The 21,939-nt window shown below is 57.8% G+C and carries 15 protein-coding genes; 7 read left to right on the top strand and 8 right to left on the bottom strand.

What is annotated here, in order from left to right; all coding sequences use genetic code 11:
* Positions 1-82: 82 nt before the first annotated feature.
* Positions 83-853 (bottom strand): CDP-diacylglycerol diphosphatase, encoded by a 771-nt coding sequence (locus HEP82_RS11590; protein ID WP_192458225.1) that lies wholly within the window; start codon positions 851-853, stop codon positions 83-85.
* A gap of 434 nt (positions 854-1,287) precedes the next feature.
* Here HEP82_RS11590 and HEP82_RS11585 point away from each other — a divergent pair, with 434 nt between their 5' ends.
* Complete coding sequence (locus HEP82_RS11585) at positions 1,288-2,337, top strand: DUF2235 domain-containing protein (protein ID WP_192458224.1); 1,050 nt, start codon at positions 1,288-1,290, stop codon at positions 2,335-2,337.
* A gap of 105 nt (positions 2,338-2,442) precedes the next feature.
* Here the strand turns inward: HEP82_RS11585 and HEP82_RS11580 are convergent, their stop codons facing one another.
* The 3 genes from HEP82_RS11580 to HEP82_RS11570 all read right to left on the bottom strand — a co-directional run bounded on the left by HEP82_RS11580 (position 2,443) and on the right by HEP82_RS11570 (position 8,005).
* The gene (locus HEP82_RS11580; RefSeq protein ID WP_192458223.1) at positions 2,443-4,500 is read right to left on the bottom strand and encodes a sensor domain-containing protein; all 2,058 of its coding nucleotides are present in this window, start codon (positions 4,498-4,500) and stop codon (positions 2,443-2,445) included.
* Positions 4,501-4,831: 331 nt separating this feature from the next.
* Entirely contained in the window at positions 4,832-6,175 is a 1,344-nt protein-coding gene (locus tag HEP82_RS11575) for an NCS2 family permease (protein WP_192458222.1), read from the bottom strand.
* A 33-nt stretch (positions 6,176-6,208) separates the two neighbouring features.
* Entirely contained in the window at positions 6,209-8,005 is a 1,797-nt protein-coding gene (locus HEP82_RS11570; protein ID WP_192458221.1) for an adenine deaminase, read from the bottom strand.
* Positions 8,006-8,131: 126 nt separating this feature from the next.
* On the opposite strand from HEP82_RS11570, the gene HEP82_RS11565 reads away from it, so the two are divergent.
* Positions 8,132-9,061, top strand: coding sequence for a LysR family transcriptional regulator (locus tag HEP82_RS11565; RefSeq protein WP_192458220.1), 930 nt, complete (start codon positions 8,132-8,134; stop codon positions 9,059-9,061).
* Between the two features lie 127 nt (positions 9,062-9,188).
* Here HEP82_RS11565 and katG read toward each other — a convergent pair whose 3' ends face one another.
* Both katG and HEP82_RS20130 read right to left on the bottom strand, forming a co-directional pair.
* A complete protein-coding gene (gene katG, locus HEP82_RS11560; RefSeq protein ID WP_192458219.1) occupies positions 9,189-11,375 on the bottom strand; it encodes a catalase/peroxidase HPI in 2,187 nt (728 codons plus the stop codon).
* A 480-nt stretch (positions 11,376-11,855) separates the two neighbouring features.
* Positions 11,856-13,313 carry a sigma-54 interaction domain-containing protein gene (locus HEP82_RS20130; protein WP_192458218.1) on the bottom strand — a complete coding sequence of 486 codons (1,458 nt, stop codon included), beginning with the start codon at positions 13,311-13,313 and terminating at the stop codon, positions 11,856-11,858.
* Between the two features lie 388 nt (positions 13,314-13,701).
* Here HEP82_RS20130 and HEP82_RS11550 point away from each other — a divergent pair, with 388 nt between their 5' ends.
* The 4 genes from HEP82_RS11550 to HEP82_RS11540 all read left to right on the top strand — a co-directional run bounded on the left by HEP82_RS11550 (position 13,702) and on the right by HEP82_RS11540 (position 18,628).
* Complete coding sequence (locus HEP82_RS11550) at positions 13,702-15,087, top strand: MFS transporter (protein WP_192458217.1); 1,386 nt, start codon at positions 13,702-13,704, stop codon at positions 15,085-15,087.
* A gap of 52 nt (positions 15,088-15,139) precedes the next feature.
* A complete protein-coding gene (locus HEP82_RS19970; RefSeq protein WP_225622438.1) occupies positions 15,140-15,409 on the top strand; it encodes an FMN-binding protein in 270 nt (89 codons plus the stop codon).
* 11 nt (positions 15,410-15,420) lie between these two features.
* Entirely contained in the window at positions 15,421-17,007 is a 1,587-nt protein-coding gene (locus HEP82_RS11545) for an FAD-dependent oxidoreductase (protein ID WP_237048274.1), read from the top strand.
* Between the two features lie 235 nt (positions 17,008-17,242).
* A complete protein-coding gene (locus tag HEP82_RS11540; protein ID WP_192458216.1) occupies positions 17,243-18,628 on the top strand; it encodes a carbohydrate porin in 1,386 nt (461 codons plus the stop codon).
* Between the two features lie 45 nt (positions 18,629-18,673).
* Here HEP82_RS11540 and nrfD read toward each other — a convergent pair whose 3' ends face one another.
* Both nrfD and HEP82_RS11530 read right to left on the bottom strand, forming a co-directional pair.
* Complete coding sequence (nrfD, locus tag HEP82_RS11535) at positions 18,674-19,627, bottom strand: NrfD/PsrC family molybdoenzyme membrane anchor subunit (RefSeq protein ID WP_225622437.1); 954 nt, start codon at positions 19,625-19,627, stop codon at positions 18,674-18,676.
* A gap of 26 nt (positions 19,628-19,653) precedes the next feature.
* The gene (locus HEP82_RS11530) at positions 19,654-20,355 is read right to left on the bottom strand and encodes a 4Fe-4S dicluster domain-containing protein (RefSeq protein ID WP_192458215.1); all 702 of its coding nucleotides are present in this window, start codon (positions 20,353-20,355) and stop codon (positions 19,654-19,656) included.
* Positions 20,356-21,028: 673 nt separating this feature from the next.
* Between HEP82_RS11530 and HEP82_RS11525 the strand changes: the two genes are divergently transcribed.
* Positions 21,029-21,937 carry a LysR family transcriptional regulator gene (locus HEP82_RS11525; protein ID WP_192458214.1) on the top strand — a complete coding sequence of 303 codons (909 nt, stop codon included), beginning with the start codon at positions 21,029-21,031 and terminating at the stop codon, positions 21,935-21,937.
* Positions 21,938-21,939: the final 2 nt, after the last annotated feature.

Below are 21,939 nucleotides of genomic sequence, written 5' to 3'. Positions count from 1 at the left end.
CACGGCGCGCAGCGTATATCCCGCAACGGCACCCGTAGCGCCGCCGACCTGCCTTATGTCGGGAGATATCGGTCAGGTGTGTTTATTGCGCCAGCGCGCAACCCACGTCCAGAATTTCCTCCGCCGACCCCCGGTTCATTAACCCGAGAAAGCCGCGATGTACCGCCAGCAGCACCCGTTCGCCTGACGGCAAGGCGGCCAGCGCCAATCCGTAATTCTCCATGTTGTCGTTGGTCGATTGGGCATATTGCGCCAGCAGCCGGAACGGATCCTGGCGGATGAGGTCGTTGTCGGACAGTTTCTTTGCCAGATAGGTGTGGCCTTCCAGCGGCTGCGGCAGCGCCCGCCAGTCGGTGGTGATGGCAGACGTGTGATCCTGCAAGGTGCGGTATACGTCCGGTTTCAGGCAGGAGATATGAATGTGCAGTTGATTCTGCGTGCGGCCGAACAGTGAGTTGATCGCCAGGCCGATATAGGCATCGTTGATCGGTTTGCCCATCTGACGGGAGAGCCTGTCACGGTAGTTCCAGGCAGCGGCGAAATAGGCGGGTGTGCCGGTTTCAAGTAGCGCCGGGCTTTCGATACCGCTGATGCGATCGGTCGGGATCAACAGATTGTGGTACGGGCCGCGCCTGTCTTTAAACAGGGCGTAGCGGTGCGGCAGGTCGACGTCCAGACAGGGCGCGGGAGCGGCGTGCTGCTGCTGGTTGGGCACGCACTGTTCGCTGACGAAAGTCCACAGCGCATTGCCGTTGCCGCGAGGTGAATACTCGCGCCACAGGTAGAGCGCAACGGCAAGCAGCGGCAATACCAGCAGAATGACAAGATAAATAAAAGCGTTATTGTGTCTCATACTTCAACCTGTGAATGGGGAAAATACCGCGTTATATCGACATTGCCTTCTGAGGGGCAGGGAGCCGACGTTATACCCGACTCATCCATGAGCCTTGTCCTTATTGCACATCACGTATTGCATTTAAAACGTTTTTTGCAGGTCGGCATCGGTACGCTGCCTTACTGCAACGGGGGTTAATTTGGGTATAGAGCGGAATTATGTTGTCAGTATGACAAAGGAAAAGTACAGAACGAAAAAAATATAAATAAGCGTTACGTGCTGTAAGTCGGTTTTTCTCTGATGTCCGTCATGATATACCCACCCTACTTCAAACGGCAGGTGTATTGCGGCGTAATTATTTTTTCATTCCATACGTGATGTATTCCAGCGGCGGTTATCGCCATGCAATACATGAATTATTTATCAACTTATTATGTGCGGAGAAATAAATAATGAAAAATATCATTATATCGTTTGACGGTACCTGGAACATTCCGGATATCAAATCCAATATGGAAGATTCAACCAGCACCAACGTATTCAAACTTCATCAGGCAATAGAAACCGCAGCGGCTACCACCATCGCACAGGTGAAGTGGTATGACACGGGGGTCGGCACACAATGGTATGATCGTTTTAGCGGCGGTATATTCGGTGTTGGGTTGTCGGCAAATATTATTCAGGGATATACCGCATTGATGGATAATTATGAATCCGGCGATCGGCTATTTATTCTGGGGTTTAGCCGCGGCGCCTATAGCGCACGCAGTCTGGTGGGGTTGATTCGTAATTCAGGGTTGCTAAAAAAAGAAAATAAAAATCGAGTTAACGAAGCGTATCAACTTTATCGCAATCGTGATAAAGGCGCGGATACCGAATATGCTCAGCTGTTTCGCAATACTTATTCCACGGAAGTGGATATTCATTTCCTCGGCGTTTGGGATACCGTCGGGGCACTAGGTATTCCGCTGGAGTCGTTTGGCTGGTTTAACCGGGAGTTTTATCATTTTCATGATACGGAGCTGAGCGGTATTGTCAGACATGCCTATCACGCCATTGCTATTGACGAGCATCGGGAAAATTATGATTGCACCCTGTGGGATCCCAAACAAAAACCGAATCAGACGGTTGAGCAGGTGTGGTTTCCTGGGGCGCATGCCAATATCGGCGGTGGTTATGCGGACAACAACCTGTCTGACATCACGTTGCTGTGGATGGCGAGCAAAGCCAGTGCATGCGGGCTGGTGTTAGATATGTCGTTATTGCCGTCGTTGCCGCAGCACTTTAGCCGGCCGGTGGATTCCTACAAAGCGTTTCTTGACGGCGCCTATAGCAAACTGAAAGCGCCGTATTACCGGAAAATCGGTTATACGGAGTACGGTGAGGAAGCCATTAACGCGAGTGTGCAAGAGATGCTGCGCCAGCAAAGCGATTACCATCCGAAGAATTCCCTCGGCGATTATCTGAACGGCGGTTATACACCGACGGGCCGTATTTACTGAGTGCCGGCTGATTCTGGTTTGAGGATGCCAGGACGATGATGGGCATCCTTTCATGCCGTACATCCCTGTACGCTCCTGACGATTGATTGACGCCAGTCATGCCGATTAGGGCAGGCTGCGCGCTGTCGGCAGCAATTGGGTGATATCCGCCGCAGACTGCGGGCGGGAAAACAGAAAACCTTGGGCATAATCGCAGCCGATGCGCTTGAGCATGGCGCTCTGCTGGAGGGTTTCCACCCCTTCTGCCACCACCTGTAACCCCAGGCTGTGCGCCATGGCGACAATGGCGACGCACAGCTCATGGCCGACGCCGTCCATATCCTCAATGAAGGAACGGTCGATTTTTAGATAATCGATATTGAATCTCCTCAGGTAGGCCAGCGACGAATAGCCGGTGCCGAAATCATCAATGGCGATCTGGATGCCGGCGTCGCGGAACATGCGCAGGTTGCGATTGACCCGGGATTCAGCATTCAGCAGCAATCCTTCCGTGATTTCGATAGTGATCGCATCGCCGCTCAGCCCATGACGATCCAGCTCGCGCAACCAGTCCATGTCGGCGAAGTCCTGGCTGCGCAGCTGGATCGGCGACAGGTTGATGGTCATCTGGAACCTGGGATCGCAGAACTGACGCCAGCGCGCCAACTGGGCGATAGCTTGCCGGGCCACCCAATTGCCTAAAGGAATAATGAGCCCGGTTTCTTCCGCCAGCGGGATGAATTCCGCCGGGCTGACCAGCCCGTGCGTGGGATGATGCCAACGCACCAGCGCCTCCGCCTTGAGGATATGGCCGGTGTCCAGCGCAACAATCGGCTGATAATAGACCTCGAACTGCTCTTCCCGGATCGCTTTACGCAGATCATTGGTCATGCGTAGCCGGGTGCGCGCCGCGTCATTTAGCGCGGAGCTGTAGTAACTGAAGCCGTTGCGACCGGCGTTCTTGGCGGCGTACATTGCCTGATCGGCATTTTTGAACAGCGCTTCGAGATTGTCGCTATCGATCGGGAAGCAGGCAACGCCGATGCTTGCCGATACGAACATATTCTCACCGTCGATATTGAAGGGGTGGGAGAGATTCTCCAGCAGCGCTTTGGCGAGCGCGTCGCAATCATGGGGTTGGAACAGATCGGAAATGATGACGGCAAATTCGTCGCCGCCGAGCCGGGCGATGATGGTATCGGCATGCTGCGCGCTGTCGATGAGTCGTTGCGATACACGGGTCAACAGCATATCGCCCGCCCGATGCCCCATGCTGTCGTTGACGGCTTTGAAGTGGTCGAGGTCAATCAACATCAGAGCCATGAGATTGCCGGTGCGTCGGGCGTGTTGCGCCGCCTGTTCCAGTTTGCTTTGAAACAGATGCCGATTCGGCAGGTCGGTGATGGCGTCGTAGTTGGCCTGTCGCCAGATCAGTTCTTCCTGTTTCTTGCGCAGGGTGATATCGGAAAACATGCCGACATGGTTAATGATATGACCGGCGGCATCCCGGATGACCGTGATGGTCAACTCTTTGAGGTAATCGTGACCGTTTTTATGCCGATCCCAGACCTCGCCGATCCACAACCCTTTCTCATGCAGCGCGTGCCACATATCGGCGTAGAAAGACGGCGGATGGCGGCTGGATTTGAAAATCCGCGGGTTTTTGCCCTTCACGTCGCCAAAGTGATAGCCGGTCAGACGGGAGAAGGCCGGATTGACGGAGATGATACTGTTATCGGCATCAGTGACGAAAATGGCTTCATGGCTGACGTCGTAGACGGCGGCGGCAATCTGTTGTTGTTCCTGTGTTTTTTTGCGCTCGCTGATGTCGAGCACGTACACCAGCCTGTCGGCTTTGTGCCCGGTCTGTGCGAAAGGCACCGATTCAGACCAGACGGTCAGCAATGTGCCGTCCCGGCGTGTCACTGTCCATTCACCGCCCAGTTTGCCGCCTTCGTCCAAAAAACGCTGATGGCGTTCCAACACTGAACTCTGTGCATCTGGGGGAAATACCATCGTGAAGCTGTGATGGAGCATCTCCTGTTGCGTATAACCATAAATATTGCAATAGGCCGGGTTGACCGTCAGGTAGTGACCACTGTAGTCAATAACGGCAATGCCGACGGGACAGCGGTCAAGGATTGCCTGAAACAGGCTATCCGAACGCCATTCTGGGGGTTGCATCGTTCGCCTTGCTATCAAGATATCTCTCCATCGAACAGAGTATGGTTGAGGTACATGTGCACAGAGTGATTATTGAAACCATAGAACAGTTTTCTCAACAACGAATCTTTTATACGTCACTCACGGTGAAGTTGGCGTGTTATTTAAGGTTATCGACGGTGCGGAGAAATCTCTGAGGTTTTCATGGTATGCCGGGTGGAACAAGGTATGTTTTGGTGAATGTCAGGTCTGAACTCACGCGCCGGTCGTGCGTGGCGTTGACGATAATGGCTTTATCAGCGATGACATGCAGGATGGAGTTCGGCGACGAGAGGGATCGTCGCCGGTGACTTTAGTGTTTGACCAGCGTGGCGAAGTAATACACCAGCGGGATCGCAAGAACCCACAGGCCAATGGGAATTTCGCGCCATTTACCGGCGACGGCCTTGATCGCGATGAAGAACAGCAAACCGCCTGCGATGCCGGTTCCGAAGCTGTTGGAAATCAGTGTCACCATCACCATCATCAGTACCGGCAAACCATCGGTCAGGTTCGCCAGATCGACTTTACGCAGGCCGCCGAACATGTTCAGGCCGATCAGGATCAGTGCCGGCGCAGTGGCTTCTTTCGGGATCATCAGCGCAACGGGGATGAAAAACAGCATCAGCAGGAACATCACCGCCGCCGCCAGCGCCGTCAGGCCGGTTTTGCCGCCCGCTTCGGCCGCCGCAGACGATTCAATCAGCGCCGTGGCTGCCGGAATGCCGACCCACGGGCCCAGCGCGGCGGCAATGGAGTCCACCACAAACGGGCGGTTGATGTGAGCCATATTGCCATGTTCGTCCAGCAGGCCGGCTTCGCCGCCGACTGCCAGCGTCGTACCCATGGTGGAGAAAAACTCCGAGGCGAAGAACACAAACAGGAAAGGCAGATAAGCGATATTCAGCGCACCGAGCATGTCCACCTGTCCCAGCACCGGGCTTAGCGAGTGCGGCAGCGACATCAGGCTTTCCGGTACGCGCGTCACGCCGAACGGGATGCCCAGCAGCGTCGCCGACAAAATAGCCCATAAAATGGCACCCGGTATGCGACGCGCTTGCAATGCGATGGCGATCAGCAGCCCGCACAACGCTACCAGCGCGCCGGGCGCCAGAAAGTTCCCCAACATCAGCGAGCTGGTTTTGGCGTTGGCCAGTACCAGCCCGGCGTTGCGAAAACCCAGTACGGCGACGAACAGGCCGATAGAGGCGGTCAGGCCGAGCTTGATGGATTGCGGCACTGAGCGTGTCACCACTTCCCGCAGCCCCAGCAACGTCAGCACGAAAAACAGAATGCCCGACCAACTGGCGATGCCCAACCCGGCCTGCCAGCCGATACCGGCGCTGCCGGCAAGCGTCACGCCGACCAGCACCGAGCCGCCGATGCCCGGCCCGACGATAAACGGCAGATTGCCGTAAAACGCCATCAGCAGGGTACTGACCACAAACACCAGAATGGTGCCGGTGGTGGCCGCCCCCTTGTCCATCCCGCCGGCAGCCAGCAGGCCGGGAATGACGATCAGCAGATAAGCGGCGGCGAGGAAGCCGGTAATACCGGCGAGGCATTCTACTTTGACACTGCTGCGGCGTGTCGATAACCCGAAACGGCGTTCCACCCAGCTTCCTGCTGCGGGCGCGTCTACGGAATTTTCAGCCATTGATTTCTTCTCCCTTGACCAGTTTTGCGTTGATTATGAAGTGATGTTGATAGTTGAGGTGTCGCGATACTCAATAATAGGGTCGACAATCTGGCGCGTCGAACCGTCGGTCAGCCCGAGATCAGTCAGATGCGGCCCGGCGTTGCAGGCCAGGCATGTGCCTTCAATCGCTTTGAACACCAGATACGGCGGCTGCCAGTCGACAATCTCGCCGCTGCGTTCACGCAACGTGCGGAACGCCGCAGCCAGCTCGACGGGTGGCAGGTCGGACAACATGCCGGCGATCGGCATGGCGACGTGGGACAACACCTGCCCATCCTGCGCCAGTGCCATGCCGCCGCCGCTGGCGATAACGGTATTGGCGGCCAGTTGCATATCGAGGGGGTCGCGCCCCAACACCACCAGATTGTGGGCATCGTGGGAATAGCTGGTGGCGATGGCGCCGCGCAATTCACCCCAACCTTCCAGCAGCGCCAGCCGGGGCACCGCCTCATGGCGGCCGTGGCGATGCTGAACCCAAATCAGACTGAACCCCGGCGGCAGGATAACCTGCCCGTCGCGTACCTCGACGTCGACTTCGCCCCACTGGGTGAAACGGGCGCCGCGGATATGTCGCAGCGTGGCGCGGCCCTGCGTGGCGCCGGGGAGGGTCATGATGAAATCACCCGCGTCGCGCGGCGTGAGGCGCAGGGTGTCCCGTGGTGGTGTTACATCGGCTGGGGCTGCGATCGGCGTGAGCAGGCGGCCGTCCTGGGCCGTCAATCGACCGGCGACGTATACCCGGCGGGCGTGCAACCGTTCCAGTGAGTCGAACACCACCAGATCGGCCTGACGACCGGCGGCGATGAGCCCCAGGTCGTTGCGCTGCAAGCGGATGGCGGCGTTCAGCGTAGCAAACCGCAACACATCCGTTGCGGGCAACCCGTGTTCGATCAGCCGATTGAGCAGGGCGATGATGCCGCCGTTTTCCAGCAACATATCGGGAGGCACGTCGTCGGTACAGACCGTAATCTGCGAAGACAGATGCGGCAAGGTCTTGAGCGCGGCGACAATCTCCGGCAGCAGGTAGGGATGAGAACCGCGAATTTCCAGCGTCAGCCCGGCGCGCAGTTTTTCCAGCGCGTCGGCGGCGGAAGTGAGCTCGTGATCAGAGGTGACGCCGGCGGCAAGATAGGCTTGCAATGCAGCGCCACTCAGCCCACGGGCGTGCCCCTCGATCAGTTTTCCGCTGGCGAGCCCGGCGTTGAGGATTGCCTGCATACGCTCGCTGCCGTTCAGGACGCCGTGCATATCCATCACTTCCGCCACGCCGGCGATTTCCGGCCAGCCCAACATGGTGGTCATCTCATCGCCGGCAAAGTCGGCGCCGGACATCTCCAGCCCGGGGGTTGAGGGGACGCTCGATGGTGCGGCGCAGATCACGCGCAGCGGTAGATTGCGGCTGGCTTGTACTGCGTAGCGGACGCCCTCGACACCCAGCACGTTCGCCAGTTCATGGGGATCCCAGAAGAGGGTGGTAGTGCCCTGGGCCACGACGATTTCCGCGTAGCGCGCGGGCGGCAGGTGGGAGCTTTCCACATGAACGTGCGTATCCATCAGCCCTGGGCTGATAAATAAACCGGCAAGATTGTGGATTTCAGTAGCCTGTTGCCAGGTACCGCAAGGATGTACGCTGGCGATGAGCGATCCGACGATGCCGATATCGGCATCGCGAATCTCTCCGGTGACCATATCGATCACCCTGGTGTTGGCGAGAAGTAAATCAAAGGGAATATCGCCGCGTGCGGCCTGCACCGCTCTACGACGGTTTTCGGCTGTCAATGCGGCCATGTCGTTATCCTTAAATGTTTAACGCCGTTACTCTATTCATGGACGAGACGATTGCCCAGATGATTTAATTTATTGACTGATAAGAAGGGTTTATTATCCGTTGAATAATTAGCGTGAGGGATAACGATGACTGACCCCTGGCAGCGCTTGCCGGCACTTTCCCTAAAACAGTTGCAGTATTTCGTGACGCTGGCCAGGTTACGTCACTTTACTGATACCGCCGATCGGCTAGCTATCAGCCAGCCTGCGCTGAGCAGCGCATTGCGGCATATTGAAGCCGTGCTGGGCGGGCGGCTGTTCAACCGCACAGCGTCGGCGGTCACGCTGACGGAATTGGGGACGGCGGTGCTGCCCCATGCCGAACGGATATTGAATGTTGCCCAGAGCGGCTTTGAGGACATGCGGCGGATCGCGGATAACGGTGGCGACGGTTCAGTGCGTATCGGGCTGGTGCCTTCAGTCAGTTCGCTGATGTTTCCGGATGTCCCGCGCTTGCTGGCCGAGCGTTTCCCCCGGGTGCGGGTGGAATTTCACGATCATGCCAATGACTCGTTGGTGTCGTTATTGGAAAAAGGGCGCATTGATTTTGCCATCGGCGCGCTGGATAACTCAGTGCCATCGATACTGGAGATCCACCCCTTGCTGGAGGATCCGTTGGTTGCGGTGATGCCTGCCGACGATGCGCTTGTCACGCCCTCCGAGCTGGATTGGCAGCAGCTGGATTCGCGGGATATTGTCGTCTTCGCCAGGGGAAATGTGCGCCGTCTGGTGGTCGCGATGGCGGAAAGCGGCCGCTACAAGTTTCATTTGCGTTATGAAGTTTCGTATCTGGAAACGCTATACGGGCTGGTACGTTCCGGGCTCGCCATCGCCATTCTGCCCTGGATTTATACCACGCACCTGCACGACGAGTCGTTAGCGGTTGTTCCGCTGGAACAGCCATCAGTGGTGCGCACCATCGCGCTGATGCGCAGCCGTCATACCGCCTCGCCGCTGGTCGACGCCTGCTTTCAGGCGGTATTGTCGATGTTCGGTGATCGTAGCGCTACGGAGTGATAACGGCATGATGTGAGAGGGATTGCGTCACCCACATGAGGCTATCCCTTTGGTGCGCCGTATCTGCCGACGCACCGTCGGCGGAAGACGATATGCTCCGCCGACGGTGCACGGTGATGCCGGATGATCAGGCGATATCGAAGCGATCGAGGTTCATCACCCGCGTCCAGACGGCGATGAAGTCGCGGATGAATTTCTCCTGTGCGTCCGCGCTGCCGTAGACTTCCGCCAATGCCCGCAGTTGGGAGTGTGAGCCGAAGATCAGGTCGACGCGGGTGGCTGTCCATTTGAGTGCGCCGGTAGCCCGGTCACGTCCTTCGAACACACCGTCGGCGGTCGGTTTCCAGACGGTGCCCATGTCCAGCAGATTGACGAAGAAATCGTTGGTTAATGCCTGTGGACGATGAGTGAAGACGCCGTGTTGCGTATGGTCGGTATTGATGTCCAGTACACGCAGCCCACCCAGCAGCACCGTCAGTTCCGGCGCGTTCAACGTCAACAACTGCGCTTTATCCACCAACAACGATTCGGCCGGGATACTGTAATTCCCCTTCAGGTAGTTGCGGAAACCGTCGGCGATCGGTTCCAGTACCGCGAATGATTCAACGTCGGTTTGTTCCTGCGAGGCGTCCATCCGCCCCGGCGTGAACGGCACGCTCAGGGTGTAACCGGCGTTTTTCGCGGCGAGTTCAATACCGACTCCGCCTGCCAGAACAATCAGGTCCGCCAATGAAATTTGCGTGCTATCGGCCTGAGCATGGTTGAACGCATGCTGAATACCTTCCAGCGTGTGCAACACGGCCGCCAGCTGCGCCGGCTGATTGACCGGCCAGTCTTTCTGCGGTGCCAGGCGAATGCGCGCGCCGTTGGCGCCGCCGCGCTTGTCGGAGCCTCGGAAGGTGGCAGCGGAAGCCCAAGCGGTGGAGACCAACTGCGATACCGTCAGGCCGGAAGCCAGAATCTGGTTTTTCAGGTCGGCGATATGTTGCTCGCTCACCAGCGGATGATTAACCGCAGGGATCGGATCTTGCCAAATCAGTTCTTCGGCCGGGACATCCGGGCCAAGGTAGCGGGCACGCGGCCCCATATCGCGGTGGGTCAGTTTGAACCAGGCGCGGGCGAAGGCGTCGGCAAATTGATCCGGGTTCTCGTAGAAGCGACGGGAAATTTCCGCGTAGATCGGGTCGAAACGCAGCGACAGATCGGTAGTCAACATGGTCGGCACGCGGCGTTTGGCCGGGTCGTGCGCATCCGGTATCTCGTCGGCGCCGGCACCGTTCTTCGGCTGCCACTGGTGAGCGCCCGCCGGGCTTTTGGTCAGTTCCCATTCGTAGCCGAACAGGTTCTGGAAAAAGTAGTTGCTCCATTGGGTCGGTGTCTGAGTCCATATGACTTCAAGCCCGCTGGTGATGGCGTCGCCGCCTTTACCGCTACCAAAACGGCTTTTCCAGCCCAGCCCCTGTTCTTCAATCGCTGCCGCTTCCGGTTCCGGGCCGACCAGCGCGGCGTCGCCGGCGCCGTGGGTTTTACCGAAGGTATGGCCACCGGCAATCAGGGCGACGGTTTCCTCGTCGTTCATCGCCATCCGTTTAAAGGTTTCACGAATGTCTTTGGCGGCAGCGATGGGATCCGGGTTGCCGTCCGGGCCTTCCGGGTTGACGTAAATCAGCCCCATTTGCACCGCCGCCAGCGGATTTTCCAGATCCCGCTCGCCAGCATAGCGTTTGTCGCCGCCGAGCCATGTCTTTTCCGCCCCCCAATACACATCTTCTTCCGGTTCCCAGACATCTGCCCGGCCGCCGGCGAAGCCGAAGGTCTTAAAGCCCATCGACTCCAGCGCGACATTACCGGCGAGGATCATCAGGTCAGCCCACGAGAGTTTACGACCGTATTTTTGCTTGATTGGCCACAACAGGCGGCGCGCTTTATCGAGGTTGCCGTTATCCGGCCAGCTATTGAGCGGAGCGAAGCGTTGTTGACCGGCGCCCGCACCGCCGCGGCCGTCGCCGGTACGGTAAGTGCCTGCGCTGTGCCAGGCCATGCGGATGAATAACGGGCCGTAGTGGCCGAAGTCGGCGGGCCACCATTCCTGGGAATCGGTCATCAATGCGTGAAGATCGTGTTTAACGGCGTCCAGATCGAGCGTATTGAAGGCTTGCGCGTAATTGAAATTGTCGTCCATCGGATCGGACAACGATGAATGCTGGTGCAGGATATTCAGATTCAGTTGTTCCGGCCACCAGTCCCGGTTGGAGGTGCCGCCGCTGCCGGCGGTGTTGGTCTGATGAAAAGGGCATTTGCTTTCAGTCGTCATGTGTTCCTACCTTTTGCTCAAAGATCCTCGTTCACCTAGAGTGCGGGTGATGAACGACGGACATGAAATAGCTCGCGTCAGAGAGTGTGGGCGCCGTCATGTGAATTGGCTTGTCGGGCTGGCTGGACGTTGCATCAGATAGCCTGACTGTCCCTGTTAAGCTTAGTGAGCAATGGTGAGGAGATAAAATCGGATTACATGACTATTGTGATAGCCAGTGGCTATCTAGATTTTTATTTTTAATAGATTAATTTGACTAACGATAGCCGACAGCATCGCTCGGTGACTCCTGCACGATTGATGGCCTGTGTCGCGTCGGTTTTATGCGGTGATGGCCCTGCCGTGCGCGCCAGACGCACGCTCAGTGATGTACCTAATGCCGAGCTTGTCCCATCGTCTGCCTGTTTTATGTGCCGCCGACACCGGGTGGCGCACGTCAGGCTGGGGTGCGCCTGTTCCCACGCGCTATCCATGGCGACGTTATTCCGGGCGCAGGTTGTGCCCGTGGAGCTTACGTACGATGGTGGGTTGCGCCACGCCCAGCTTTTTCGCCACGGCGTAGGTGGTTTTGTGAGTCGCCAGCGACTGGCGCAGCACGCACCGTTCCACCTCATCGATAATGGTTTTCAGCGGCACGTCCATTTCCAGCATGGACTGGCAGAAGCTCTCCAGTTCGCTGACGGGGCACTGCAGCGGCGTGTCCGTCGGTGCCTCGCTACGGTTGCCGAGCAACCAGTGTTCGATAGTCGTGACATCGACGAAGTTTTCTTCGGCGCAGATGTACATGTACTCCAGAAAGTTGCGCAGTTCCCGCACATTGCCGGGCCAGATATGGTGCTTAAGGCGGTCGATGCCGTCCACATCGAAGCGGATGATGCGCTGGTACTGCTGATCGAACACCCCGGAAAAAAACTCGATCAGCAACGGAATGTCTTCAGGTCTCTCACGCAGCGGCGGCAGATGCAGCGGGATGATGCTCAACCGGTAATAGAGATCGCTGCGAAACAGGCGTTGCTGGATTTTTTCCTGCAGGCTGGCGTTGGTGGCGGCGATGATCCGCACATCCAGCATGATGCTACGAGTGCTGCCCAGCCGCTGAATTTCCTGATGTTGCAGCACGCGCAAGAGTTTGGCCTGCGCTTCCCACGGCAGCTCGCCGATTTCATCGAGAAACAGCGTCCCTCCGTTGGCCTGTTCAAAAAAGCCCGGCTTCCCTTGGGTGGTTGCGCCGGTGAACGCGCCTTTGTCGTAGCCGAACAGCTCGCTTTCCAGCAGGCTGGTCGGGATGGCGGCGCAGTTGACCTTAATAAACGGCTTGTCGGCGCGCGCGCTGAACCGTTGGATGGCGCTGGCGATCACTTCTTTGCCGGTGCCTGATTCGCCGGTGATTAACACGGGTACATTAGTGGGCGCTATCCGGGTTAATAGTGTTCGGATGCGGTTGAGGGTATCGCTGCGGCCGATCAGCGGTATTGGCAACGTATCGCCGGTTAGCGTGGCCTGGGAAGGGACTTTCCCTAATGAGCAGATCTGACGCAGCGGGTAGTTAAAGTGGGTGTGCAGACGCTGAAAAAAAGAGTCCACATAGAGGATCGATACCACATGTTTCAGAGCCCGGTGCTGGTCGTAGATGGGGCGGCCGGAAACAAAGGCGCTTTTCCCCGGCAGCAATGGGTGGCTGAGCAATTCGAACGCCTCCCGCCGCTCCTGCAACACCTTGGGGGTGATGGCTTGCGAGAAGCATTTTCCTTCTTTGATGATGTCCCGAACGTTGCGGCCGATAAGGTGCGCCGGATCCCACATGGGATTCTCCGCAATATAGGCGCGGTTGACATAACGGGTGATCCCCCTGGCATCGGTGACATAGATGGGACACTCCAGGTTATCTAGGATCTCTTTGTAGTTAATGTCGCTTTCTATCATCTCTGCCATTTTCATGATTATTTTTTCTCGCAGCAAACGGTCCCCTGGCTAATAGAAAACAGTATCGTTTCACCGGCATAAAAAATGTTAAATCAGCCAGATAACTGCGACTGCGATGACATTCCTTCCGGGAAGCGCAAATCGCTTCGCGATGCCCGATGTCCGTTCCCTTTACCGCCGCCGTCACGGTGCCAGTCAGCAACCGCGCGCCGCTGATACGGCGACGATAGCAAATCGATACGGAATCGCATCACCCTACAGTCGGTGTCTGAAACAATTGACGACATCTGTTTTTATTTTCTTTTTAATCAATTGGTTATTTGGATTTATCTCCCGTCGTAACACTGGCATGCCCCTTGCTCAGCCCTAGACCATCGCACCCACACCCCAAGGACTCGTGCCCATGAAGCTCATGTTTTACCAACGCGGCGCCTCTGTGCATCCGCGCACGCCGATCCTGGGGGCGGCACTGACCTTTCTGATCCAGTCCAGCGATACCACGTTGCTTTATCTGGCGCTGCCGACGCTGGCGCAGACGTTTGGGGTGGCGGTGCGCGACATGGACGCGGTGGTGCTGAGCTATCTGGCCGCTGTGGTCGTCAGTACGCCGTGTAGCGACTATCTGATGGGGCGTTGGGGGGCCGGGCTGGTTTACCGGTGGGCGCTGACTCTGTTTATGCTCGCCGCGGTGGGCAGCGCCAGCGCCACGAGCCTGGACGCGCTCTGTCTGTGGCGCGGGTGGCAGGGGTGCGGCGGTGCGTTGATGCTGGCCTGCGCTCGGGTGATGCTGCTGCACGGCGCGGATCAACGCGAGCGGGTGCGGCGGCTCAATCAGGCCACGGCCATCGGCTTGCTGGGGACGCTGCTTGGGCCGTTAGGCGGGGCGGCCTGTCTGACGCTGCTGTCCTGGCGCGGATTGTTTCTGTTACCGCTGCCGTTGTGTCTGCCTTGTTTGTGGCTGCCCGTTACGCGCTGTCAGCGGCTGACAACGCCGGTTTTCGATCTGCACGGCTATGCGCTGCTCGCACCGGCATTGCTGGCGTTGCTGGTGCTGTCGACCCCGAGCGGCCAGCGTCTGCTGTCACCGGCCACAGCGTTGCTGGCGGCGGTGATCATACCGGGCCTGGCGCTGTCTTACTGGCGGCGGCGCGGTGGGCGGCATGACGGGATTTTCCGGTTCTCGCTGCTCCGGCGGCATAGCTATCGCGTGAGTCTGTTGGGGAATGTGCTGGTGCGTCTGTGTCTGGCGGCCGCGCCATTGATGCTGTCACTGTTGTTGCAGGCCCGCGGTGCCTCGGGCGGGCAGACCGGCGCGTTGGCGCTGCTGGCGTTTTCCCTCGGCGCGCTGGGGGCGCGTCTGTTCAACGGCGTGCTGCTGGCGCGTTACGGCTATCGGCGTTTACTGAGCGGGGCCAGCCTGTCGTGCGCACTGTTGCTGATCGCCGTGGCGGCACAAGGCGCCAGCGTATCCCTGCTGCTGACGCTGACCATGATGCTGGGGCTGTGCAGCTCAATGCTCTACAACGGTCTGAATACTCTGGCGTTTCACGATCTTGACGACCACAGCTACGGCGCGGGCAACAGCCTGCTCACGCTGGTTCAACTGATGTCCATGACATTGGGCATTTCCTTAGGTTTCCTGCTGCTGCATGCCGACGGCCTCTCCGCGTCCGGTACGCCGCCGATCGGCTATGACCGGGTATTCCGCATGATGGGCGTTGGGCTGTTTTTGTGTATCCCTCTGTTTTTTCAGCTTGAAAAACGTATCGGCAGCACCGCGTCATCCTGACGTGGTTCCGCCGCAGATGAAGGTATTTTTATAACGAAGAAAAGGTACTGCTATGACTTATGAAAGAAAAAAAGTTGGCCCACAGCGTTATCCCGTACGGTCGGTGTTGGCTGGTCTTCTGGGCTTGTGTGTGATGGGCACTGCTCAGGCGGAAAGTATTGTTCCCGGGGATTACACCGGCAGCGCACAAGGTAAGGAAAGCAGCGTCAGCGTTACGCTCGGGGTGGATCAGAGCGGCAAGATCACCCACCTGTCGGTCAATGCCGACGGCGAAACGCCGGGCCTGAAGTCGGCAAGGCGATTCTGGATCGGCAAAGCCTGAGCGTGGACGGTATGACCGGCGCGACGGAAACCAGCAACGCGGTGAAAAAGGCCGCAGAAGCGGCGCTGGCGCAATCCGGCGCTGACGTCGGGCGCTATAAACAGCAAATTGCGAAGGTCGTCGGAGAAGCACAGGAAATCACCACGGACGTGGTGGTGGTCGGCGGCGGCGCATCCGGCTCTGCGGCGGCGCTGGCCGCGGCGGAACGCGGCGTCAAGGTCGTGGTGCTGGAAAAGGCACCGTCGGTCGGCGGCGCGGGCAAGCTGGCGAGCGGTCTGTTTGCGGTCGGCTCGTCGCAGGAGAAGGCGAAGAAGATCAACTTCACCTCGGATGATCTGTTCGTCCGCATGATGGATTACAACCATTACCTCTCGAATGCGGCGCTGACGCGCGCGGTGATCGACAAGTCCGCCTCAACCATCGACTGGTTGCAGAAGTATGGCGTCGAAACCTATCTGTCCGACAAGAATCCCCAGCAGGCTCAGGACGAGGATCCGATTCGCTGGCAGATTTACCACCACTACAAAGACACCCGGGCCGCGTTCGACAATATGTATGCGAACCTGGCCAAAATGGGCGGCACGCTGATGACGCGGACGACCGGCCAGTCGCTGATCAAAAATGAGAGCGGGGACGTTACCGGCGTGATTGCTACCAAAGCGGACGGCGGCCGTCTGACGGTGCATGCGCGCGCGGTTATCCTCGCCACCGGCGGGTTCGGCGGCAACAAGAAGATGCTGTCCGACGTGATGCTGACCGATAACATTTCGCTGCTGGCCTGGGCCAATCACGGCGAGGGCGTGAAGATGGCTTGGCAGGCCGGCGCAGCGCAGTGGAATGTCCAGTCGGCGTTGTTGCACGCCAACAAACTGGTGGGCGTGGACGCGCAGCAGGGCAGCGGTTTCAACGACAGCCCGCTGATCAGGCTGTTGAAGTCGCCGTTGCTGTGGGTTGATGTGTCCGGTCAGCGTTTTGCCGATGAAGGCCTGGTGTATGACACCGCATACTGGTCCAACGCCAGCTACAGTGTGGGCGGCAACTATTTCATCGTGGTGGATACCCCGACGTTGAAAGCCTACAGCCAGGGCAAATTGCCGTTCGACATTTCCGGCGCGGGTGCGCCCAACCCCACCGGGGCGGGCGATTTCGTCGCGCTGAGCGAGGTGGGCGTCAAATCGGGCAATGTCCTCAAAGGGAATACGCTGGCCGAGCTGGCAAAAAACGCCGGCATGGCGCCGGAAAAACTCTCCGCGACCATCGCGACTTACAACCAGATGGTGAAAAACAAAAAAGACACGCTCTACCTCAAAAATGCCAGGTATCTGGCGTTCCCCGTCAGCACCGGGCCGTTCTACGCCTTCAAGGCGCAAGAAGTCAGCTTGAGTACGCTGGGCGGGGTGCGCGTCAACGAGCAATTACAGGCCACGGATAAGAATATTAAATCGATACCGGGTTTGTACGTGGTTGGCAACGACGCCGCTGGGTTCTATTCCACGCCGGCTTATCCCCCTTACCAGGGGCTGGCGAATGGCTATGCCTTCAACACCGGACGCATTGCCGGCGAAAACGCGGCGCAGTTCGTGAAAGGGGCGAAATAACACTAACCGGGCTGCGGGGTGGCGCGTTGTGGGCGCCATCCTGACGCCCTGGCCCTGATGATAGTTCCTGCTTGCCTGGCGGAGGTTCTCTGGCGGGGAGCGTGATGCGTTTGCCGAGCGCTTCTCCCGTTGGCTCACACCCGGTCTGCTCGTTGCGGCGTCGGGCGAGCACATTCATTCAGGGCATTTGAAGCAAGCGGTTCCGGCATGGTTCGGAACGAAAAGGATAATTACGATGAAAAAGACATTATTAGAATATTTTGCCTCTCTGGTTTCACCCGCTGCTTATTATTCCTCCGCCTTGTTGTTATGGCCCGCCTGCAGCATTGCCGCCGGCGACGCACCCCTGAGCGAAACGGGGGAATGGCTAGAGCAGCATGGCGTTGGCGTGCATTTGCAGGCGAGCCAATTTTATTTCACCAACCCCAGCGCCGGTTTGCAGACGCATGAGTCGGAAGCCTTGACCATGCTGCTTGCCGGCGCGGATATCGATTTGGAACGGATGAACCTGATCCCCGGCGGCAAAGTACACTTTTTGCAGCTGTGGGTGCCGTTCAGCCACAACTGGGATTACGGTACCCAGGTCGGGGATACACTGGTGGGGAATCCGCCGCCCTACATTCCCCAGACTGCGCACCTGATGCGTTTTACCTATGAACAGACCTGGGGCGCTGATGATCGCTACTCGCTGGAGTTCGGCAAAAGTAACCCGGGGATGTATTTCGGCACGCCGCAGTGCGATTCCCCAATGGCTTGCGTCAATACGCTGTTGGTCAATTCGGTCGGGTATTCCGCCATGCCGTACTCCGGCTGGGGGGCGCGTATGGCCTGGCGTGCGACGCCGCAACTCACGGCCGGCGTCGGCGGATGGCGTACCTATCGTGGCTATCCGTTTACCAACGGCTGGGAAGAAGGATTCCGGGGCGACGGCAAAGGGGAAAACGCGCTGCTGGCGGCCAACCTGGTCAGCCGTCAGGACTGGCGCGACGCACGCTATCCGCTGAACTGGGAACTGATGGCGACGCATAGCTTTCGCAGCTACAACGAACCTTATTACACCGTGAACGGTACATCGCAGGTGACGGACAGCAGCGCGGCGGCCCGCCGTGATTCCGGCGCCAGCGCGTTGTACGTCGGCGCTAAAAAAGCGCTCTGGCGCCAGGACGGCGGGCGTGATGCCGATAATCGGCACCCGACGGCGATCAGTGGCTATGCGGATATGACCTATCTGCTTAACGAGCAGGTGGATAACGGGCTGGGGTCGCTGCTGCATACCGGTCTGATCCTGTCTTCGCCTTGGGAATCCCGTCCGCTCGACAGTTACAGCCTGAACGTCAGCTGGCTGCGTTTAACCAGCGACGAACAGCGCTTTCTGACCGATGCATTCCGCAGCGCCGGGGGGCGTGGCTGGTCGCCGGATCGCAATCAATATCAGGCGAGCCTGACCGCCAATCTGTTCCTGACTCCGGATGTTGAGCTACAGCTCATCGGTTCGCGCACCTGGAAGATGAACAACTGGGGCAATCCCTACACCAGTTTGATCCCGCAGAATGGCTGGTCGTTTGTGATCCAGGCCAACCTGTATCTGGATACTCTGCTGGGGCTGACCCCCAGACGCTAAGGACGTTGCCCGCCGCATCCGCATATCGATGCGGCGGGACGTGTATCAGGCCGTCACCATCTGCCCGGCATACAGAATAAAAAAGCGGAACGACAGCACACTCAGCAGTGCCAGCAGCGCCATCACGACGGTAGCGTATCGCCCAGTGTGGCGCCGTAATGACAGCAACAGCGGCAGCAGGATGCCGATACCCGCCACGCCAATCCAGAACACACCGCCCCAGAACCCCTGCAACGCCGTGATGGCCGCGTCGGTTTTGGCGCCTCCGCCGGTATACAGGCCAAAGAAAAACGCCGTCAGCAGCAGCGCTTCCAGCAGCAGGCATCCGCGCTCAATCCGGTGCAGCAATGACGGAACCGCCCTTGCCGCCTCCGGCGACGATGTACTGCAAGCATGACACAGCGACAGCACGGCCAGGCCGGAGATGACCCCGGAATTCAGGAATAACACCGGAAGTAGCCCATTGTTCAGCAAGGGAAAACCTTTCAGCGTCGACAGCAGGAAGCCGGTATAGACGCCGAGCAGCACGGCCAGCAGCGCCAGCACGCCGTTAAGTTGCCGGGCATGGCGATCGAGTTGGTTTCCCAGCCGTCCGAGCCCGCTTAACGCCGCGCCGATTCCCCCCCGATACCGCTGCGCCTGCTGCATCAGCCAGTGGTGGCCGAGTTGCAGCCACCAGAACGCCAGCGCCAGGAAGAAGATCTGGAACAGCATGACGCCCAGCGACATGACCGAGCCGGGGTTGTAATACCGCATGACATACCAGAAGGACAACGGCCGGGTGAGGTGGAACACCAGCAGCGTCAGACCGATGGCGACCATTAACGGCGCGCCGATGGCGGCGCGGTATTGAAACCGGAGGCGTTGTTCCGCCGGAAGATGGCGTTGTAGGCCAAGCGCGATGATCACCATGCCCGAGGCAATACCAAGGACAAACAGGTAGATGGCGATAGGCCAGTCCCACACCAGCGTATCGAAGTGAAAAGCGTTGTTAATCATGATGTTCCCCATTATCGAAAGCGTGGTTAGGTACGATTGATCTGGATTTCGCCCTGCTTGCCGGCAACCCGGTACAGGTTCGGCCCCGTGCCAAGATAGAGCTTGGTGCGGTAGACCAGTTTGCTGCGGATGGCCTGGGAAATGTCGCTGTTGGGGTCGTTAATATCGCCGAAGGTTAGTGCCTTCATCGGGCAAATCTGTACGCAGGCGGGCAGATTCCCCTTCGCTAACTGGGTATCGCGGCAGAAATTGCACTTGTCGGCGGTACGGTTTTCCGGGTGGATGAAGCGCACATGGTAAGGACAGGCCGCCAGACAGTAGCGGCAGCCGACGCAGCGGTCGTGGTGGACATCGACGATGCCGGTCGCCGGGTCTTTATAAGAAGCGCCGGTGGGGCAAGCGCTGACGCAGGGTGGGTTGTCGCAGTGCTGGCAGGAACGGCGGAAAAACTGGCGTACCGGCGGCGTGCCGGCTGGCGCGCCCTCAACCCTGGCGGGATTAGGCAGCACCTGTAACCGGCTTACGCCATCCGGAACCAGATTGGTTTTCTTACAGGCGGCGACGCATGCCTGACAACCGATACAGCGGCTTTCGTCGTGCAGCATGGCATAACGAACGCCGGTGGCGACGTTTTCTCTGGCCAGAATCAGCTGCAGCGGAGCGCCCCCCACCAACAGCACGGTACAGGAACCCAGGTTCCTAAGTAGTTCTCGTCTTGTATAACGCATGACATTGCCTTTTTGAGTATGAAAGTCTTGTTCACTGGCTGTTTGGCTGTACTCGCGTAGCGCGCGGAGAGTGGAAAGGGGAAGACGCTAGCTGATGCCGATATCGCCTGTACTCGCGTAGCGCACGGAGAGTGGACGACCGCAGAGCCCGCCTGTCGCCATCCGTCAGATGCGCGGGTGCGAAACGTTATCCGGCTGGTCACATCAATGATGCCCACCGGTAAATCGCCTGAATAACAGCGGTAAATGAAAACACAGAGAAAAAGCAATTCATGCGCCAGTATCGAAGGGGGAAATAAAAGAACAACGTAATTTTCTATTTGTCTGATTTTTATCGGGTATGTTTTTTTATTTTTTCAGGGAAAAATGCGAGCGCCAATAATTCGATGCGTTTAAACATCATCCTGATACAAAAATGTATTCCGGTGGCGCGTCAACATTTTTACGGATGGATACATCACACCTGTGTGTGGGTATGATGGCGACGGTCGAATAGAGGTTGATGATGACGGTTATAAATGGTGAGATTTATTTTATTTATATGATTTTAAATGATTTATTTTTTGTTGTTTACCGCGAGCCACCGGTTATGATTCCTGTCACGGTTTGTCATGGCGAATAGCTTAGAATGTATCCTCACTAATTATATCGCTCATATGAATTAAGGATTCCCATGAAAATCCAGCTATTGCGTGAATTTATTATGTTGTCCGAATCCTTGAGTTTCACCCGGGCGGCGCAAAAGATGAATATCACGCAACCGGTGCTCAGCCGGCATATGAAAGAGATGGAGGAAATATTTGGCACTGAGTTGTTTCGGCGCGATACGCATAAAGTCGAGCTCACCAGCGCCGGGGAATTATTATTTTCTGAAGTCCGTAAAGTGATTCAGCAATATGACAGCTCGGTATCGGTGATGCGTACTTTTACCGGGCAGAGCCGCCACAGTCTGTCGATCACGTTTCTGGGGGAAGCCATCCGCCAACTGCTGGTCGAACTGGTGGATAATTTCCAGCGCCAACACCAGGAAGTGATGGTGGATTGCCGCGATAGCGAGCTGGACGAAGCGCTGGTATTGCTGGAAGAAGGCCAGTGCGATTTGGGGTTCCTGATTCGCCCCAATTTTATGGCGCAGCGTGAAAATTTCTGTTCGTTGCCGTTTCAGACTGACCCGCTGTGCGTGGCGGTAAACCGACACCACCCGTTGGCCGGCCGTGGCCGGGTATCGCTGCGGGAGGTGGTTGACTGGCCGGTGATCCGCGTCGACCCGCGGGAGTTCGCCCAGTCGGAGCATTACAGTACCCATTTCCTCCGCCGTCATGGGTTTGAATTCAGCCTGTATAAGGAGTATTCGAACCTGAAATCCTGCTGTTTCAATCTGGAGCTGAACCGTTCCGTGGTGCTGCTGATGCCGAAGCACCGTGGCTATTTGCTGGGTAAAAACAGCGTGCTGTTGGAGCTGGAAGAAGCGGATTGCGGATTCGTGCTGGAATTGGTGTGGGTTAAACAGAACCTGAACCCGTCGGCGAGCCTGTTCATTCGGGAGTTCCGGGCGTTTCTCGGCAACGACATGGCGGGGTGACG

It is taken from the genome of Musicola keenii, from assembly GCF_014855505.1.
GTDB lineage: Bacteria > Pseudomonadota > Gammaproteobacteria > Enterobacterales > Enterobacteriaceae > Musicola > Musicola paradisiaca.
The sequence above is the reverse complement of the archived record's forward strand: the minus strand, read 5'-3'. Positions and strand labels throughout refer to the sequence as shown.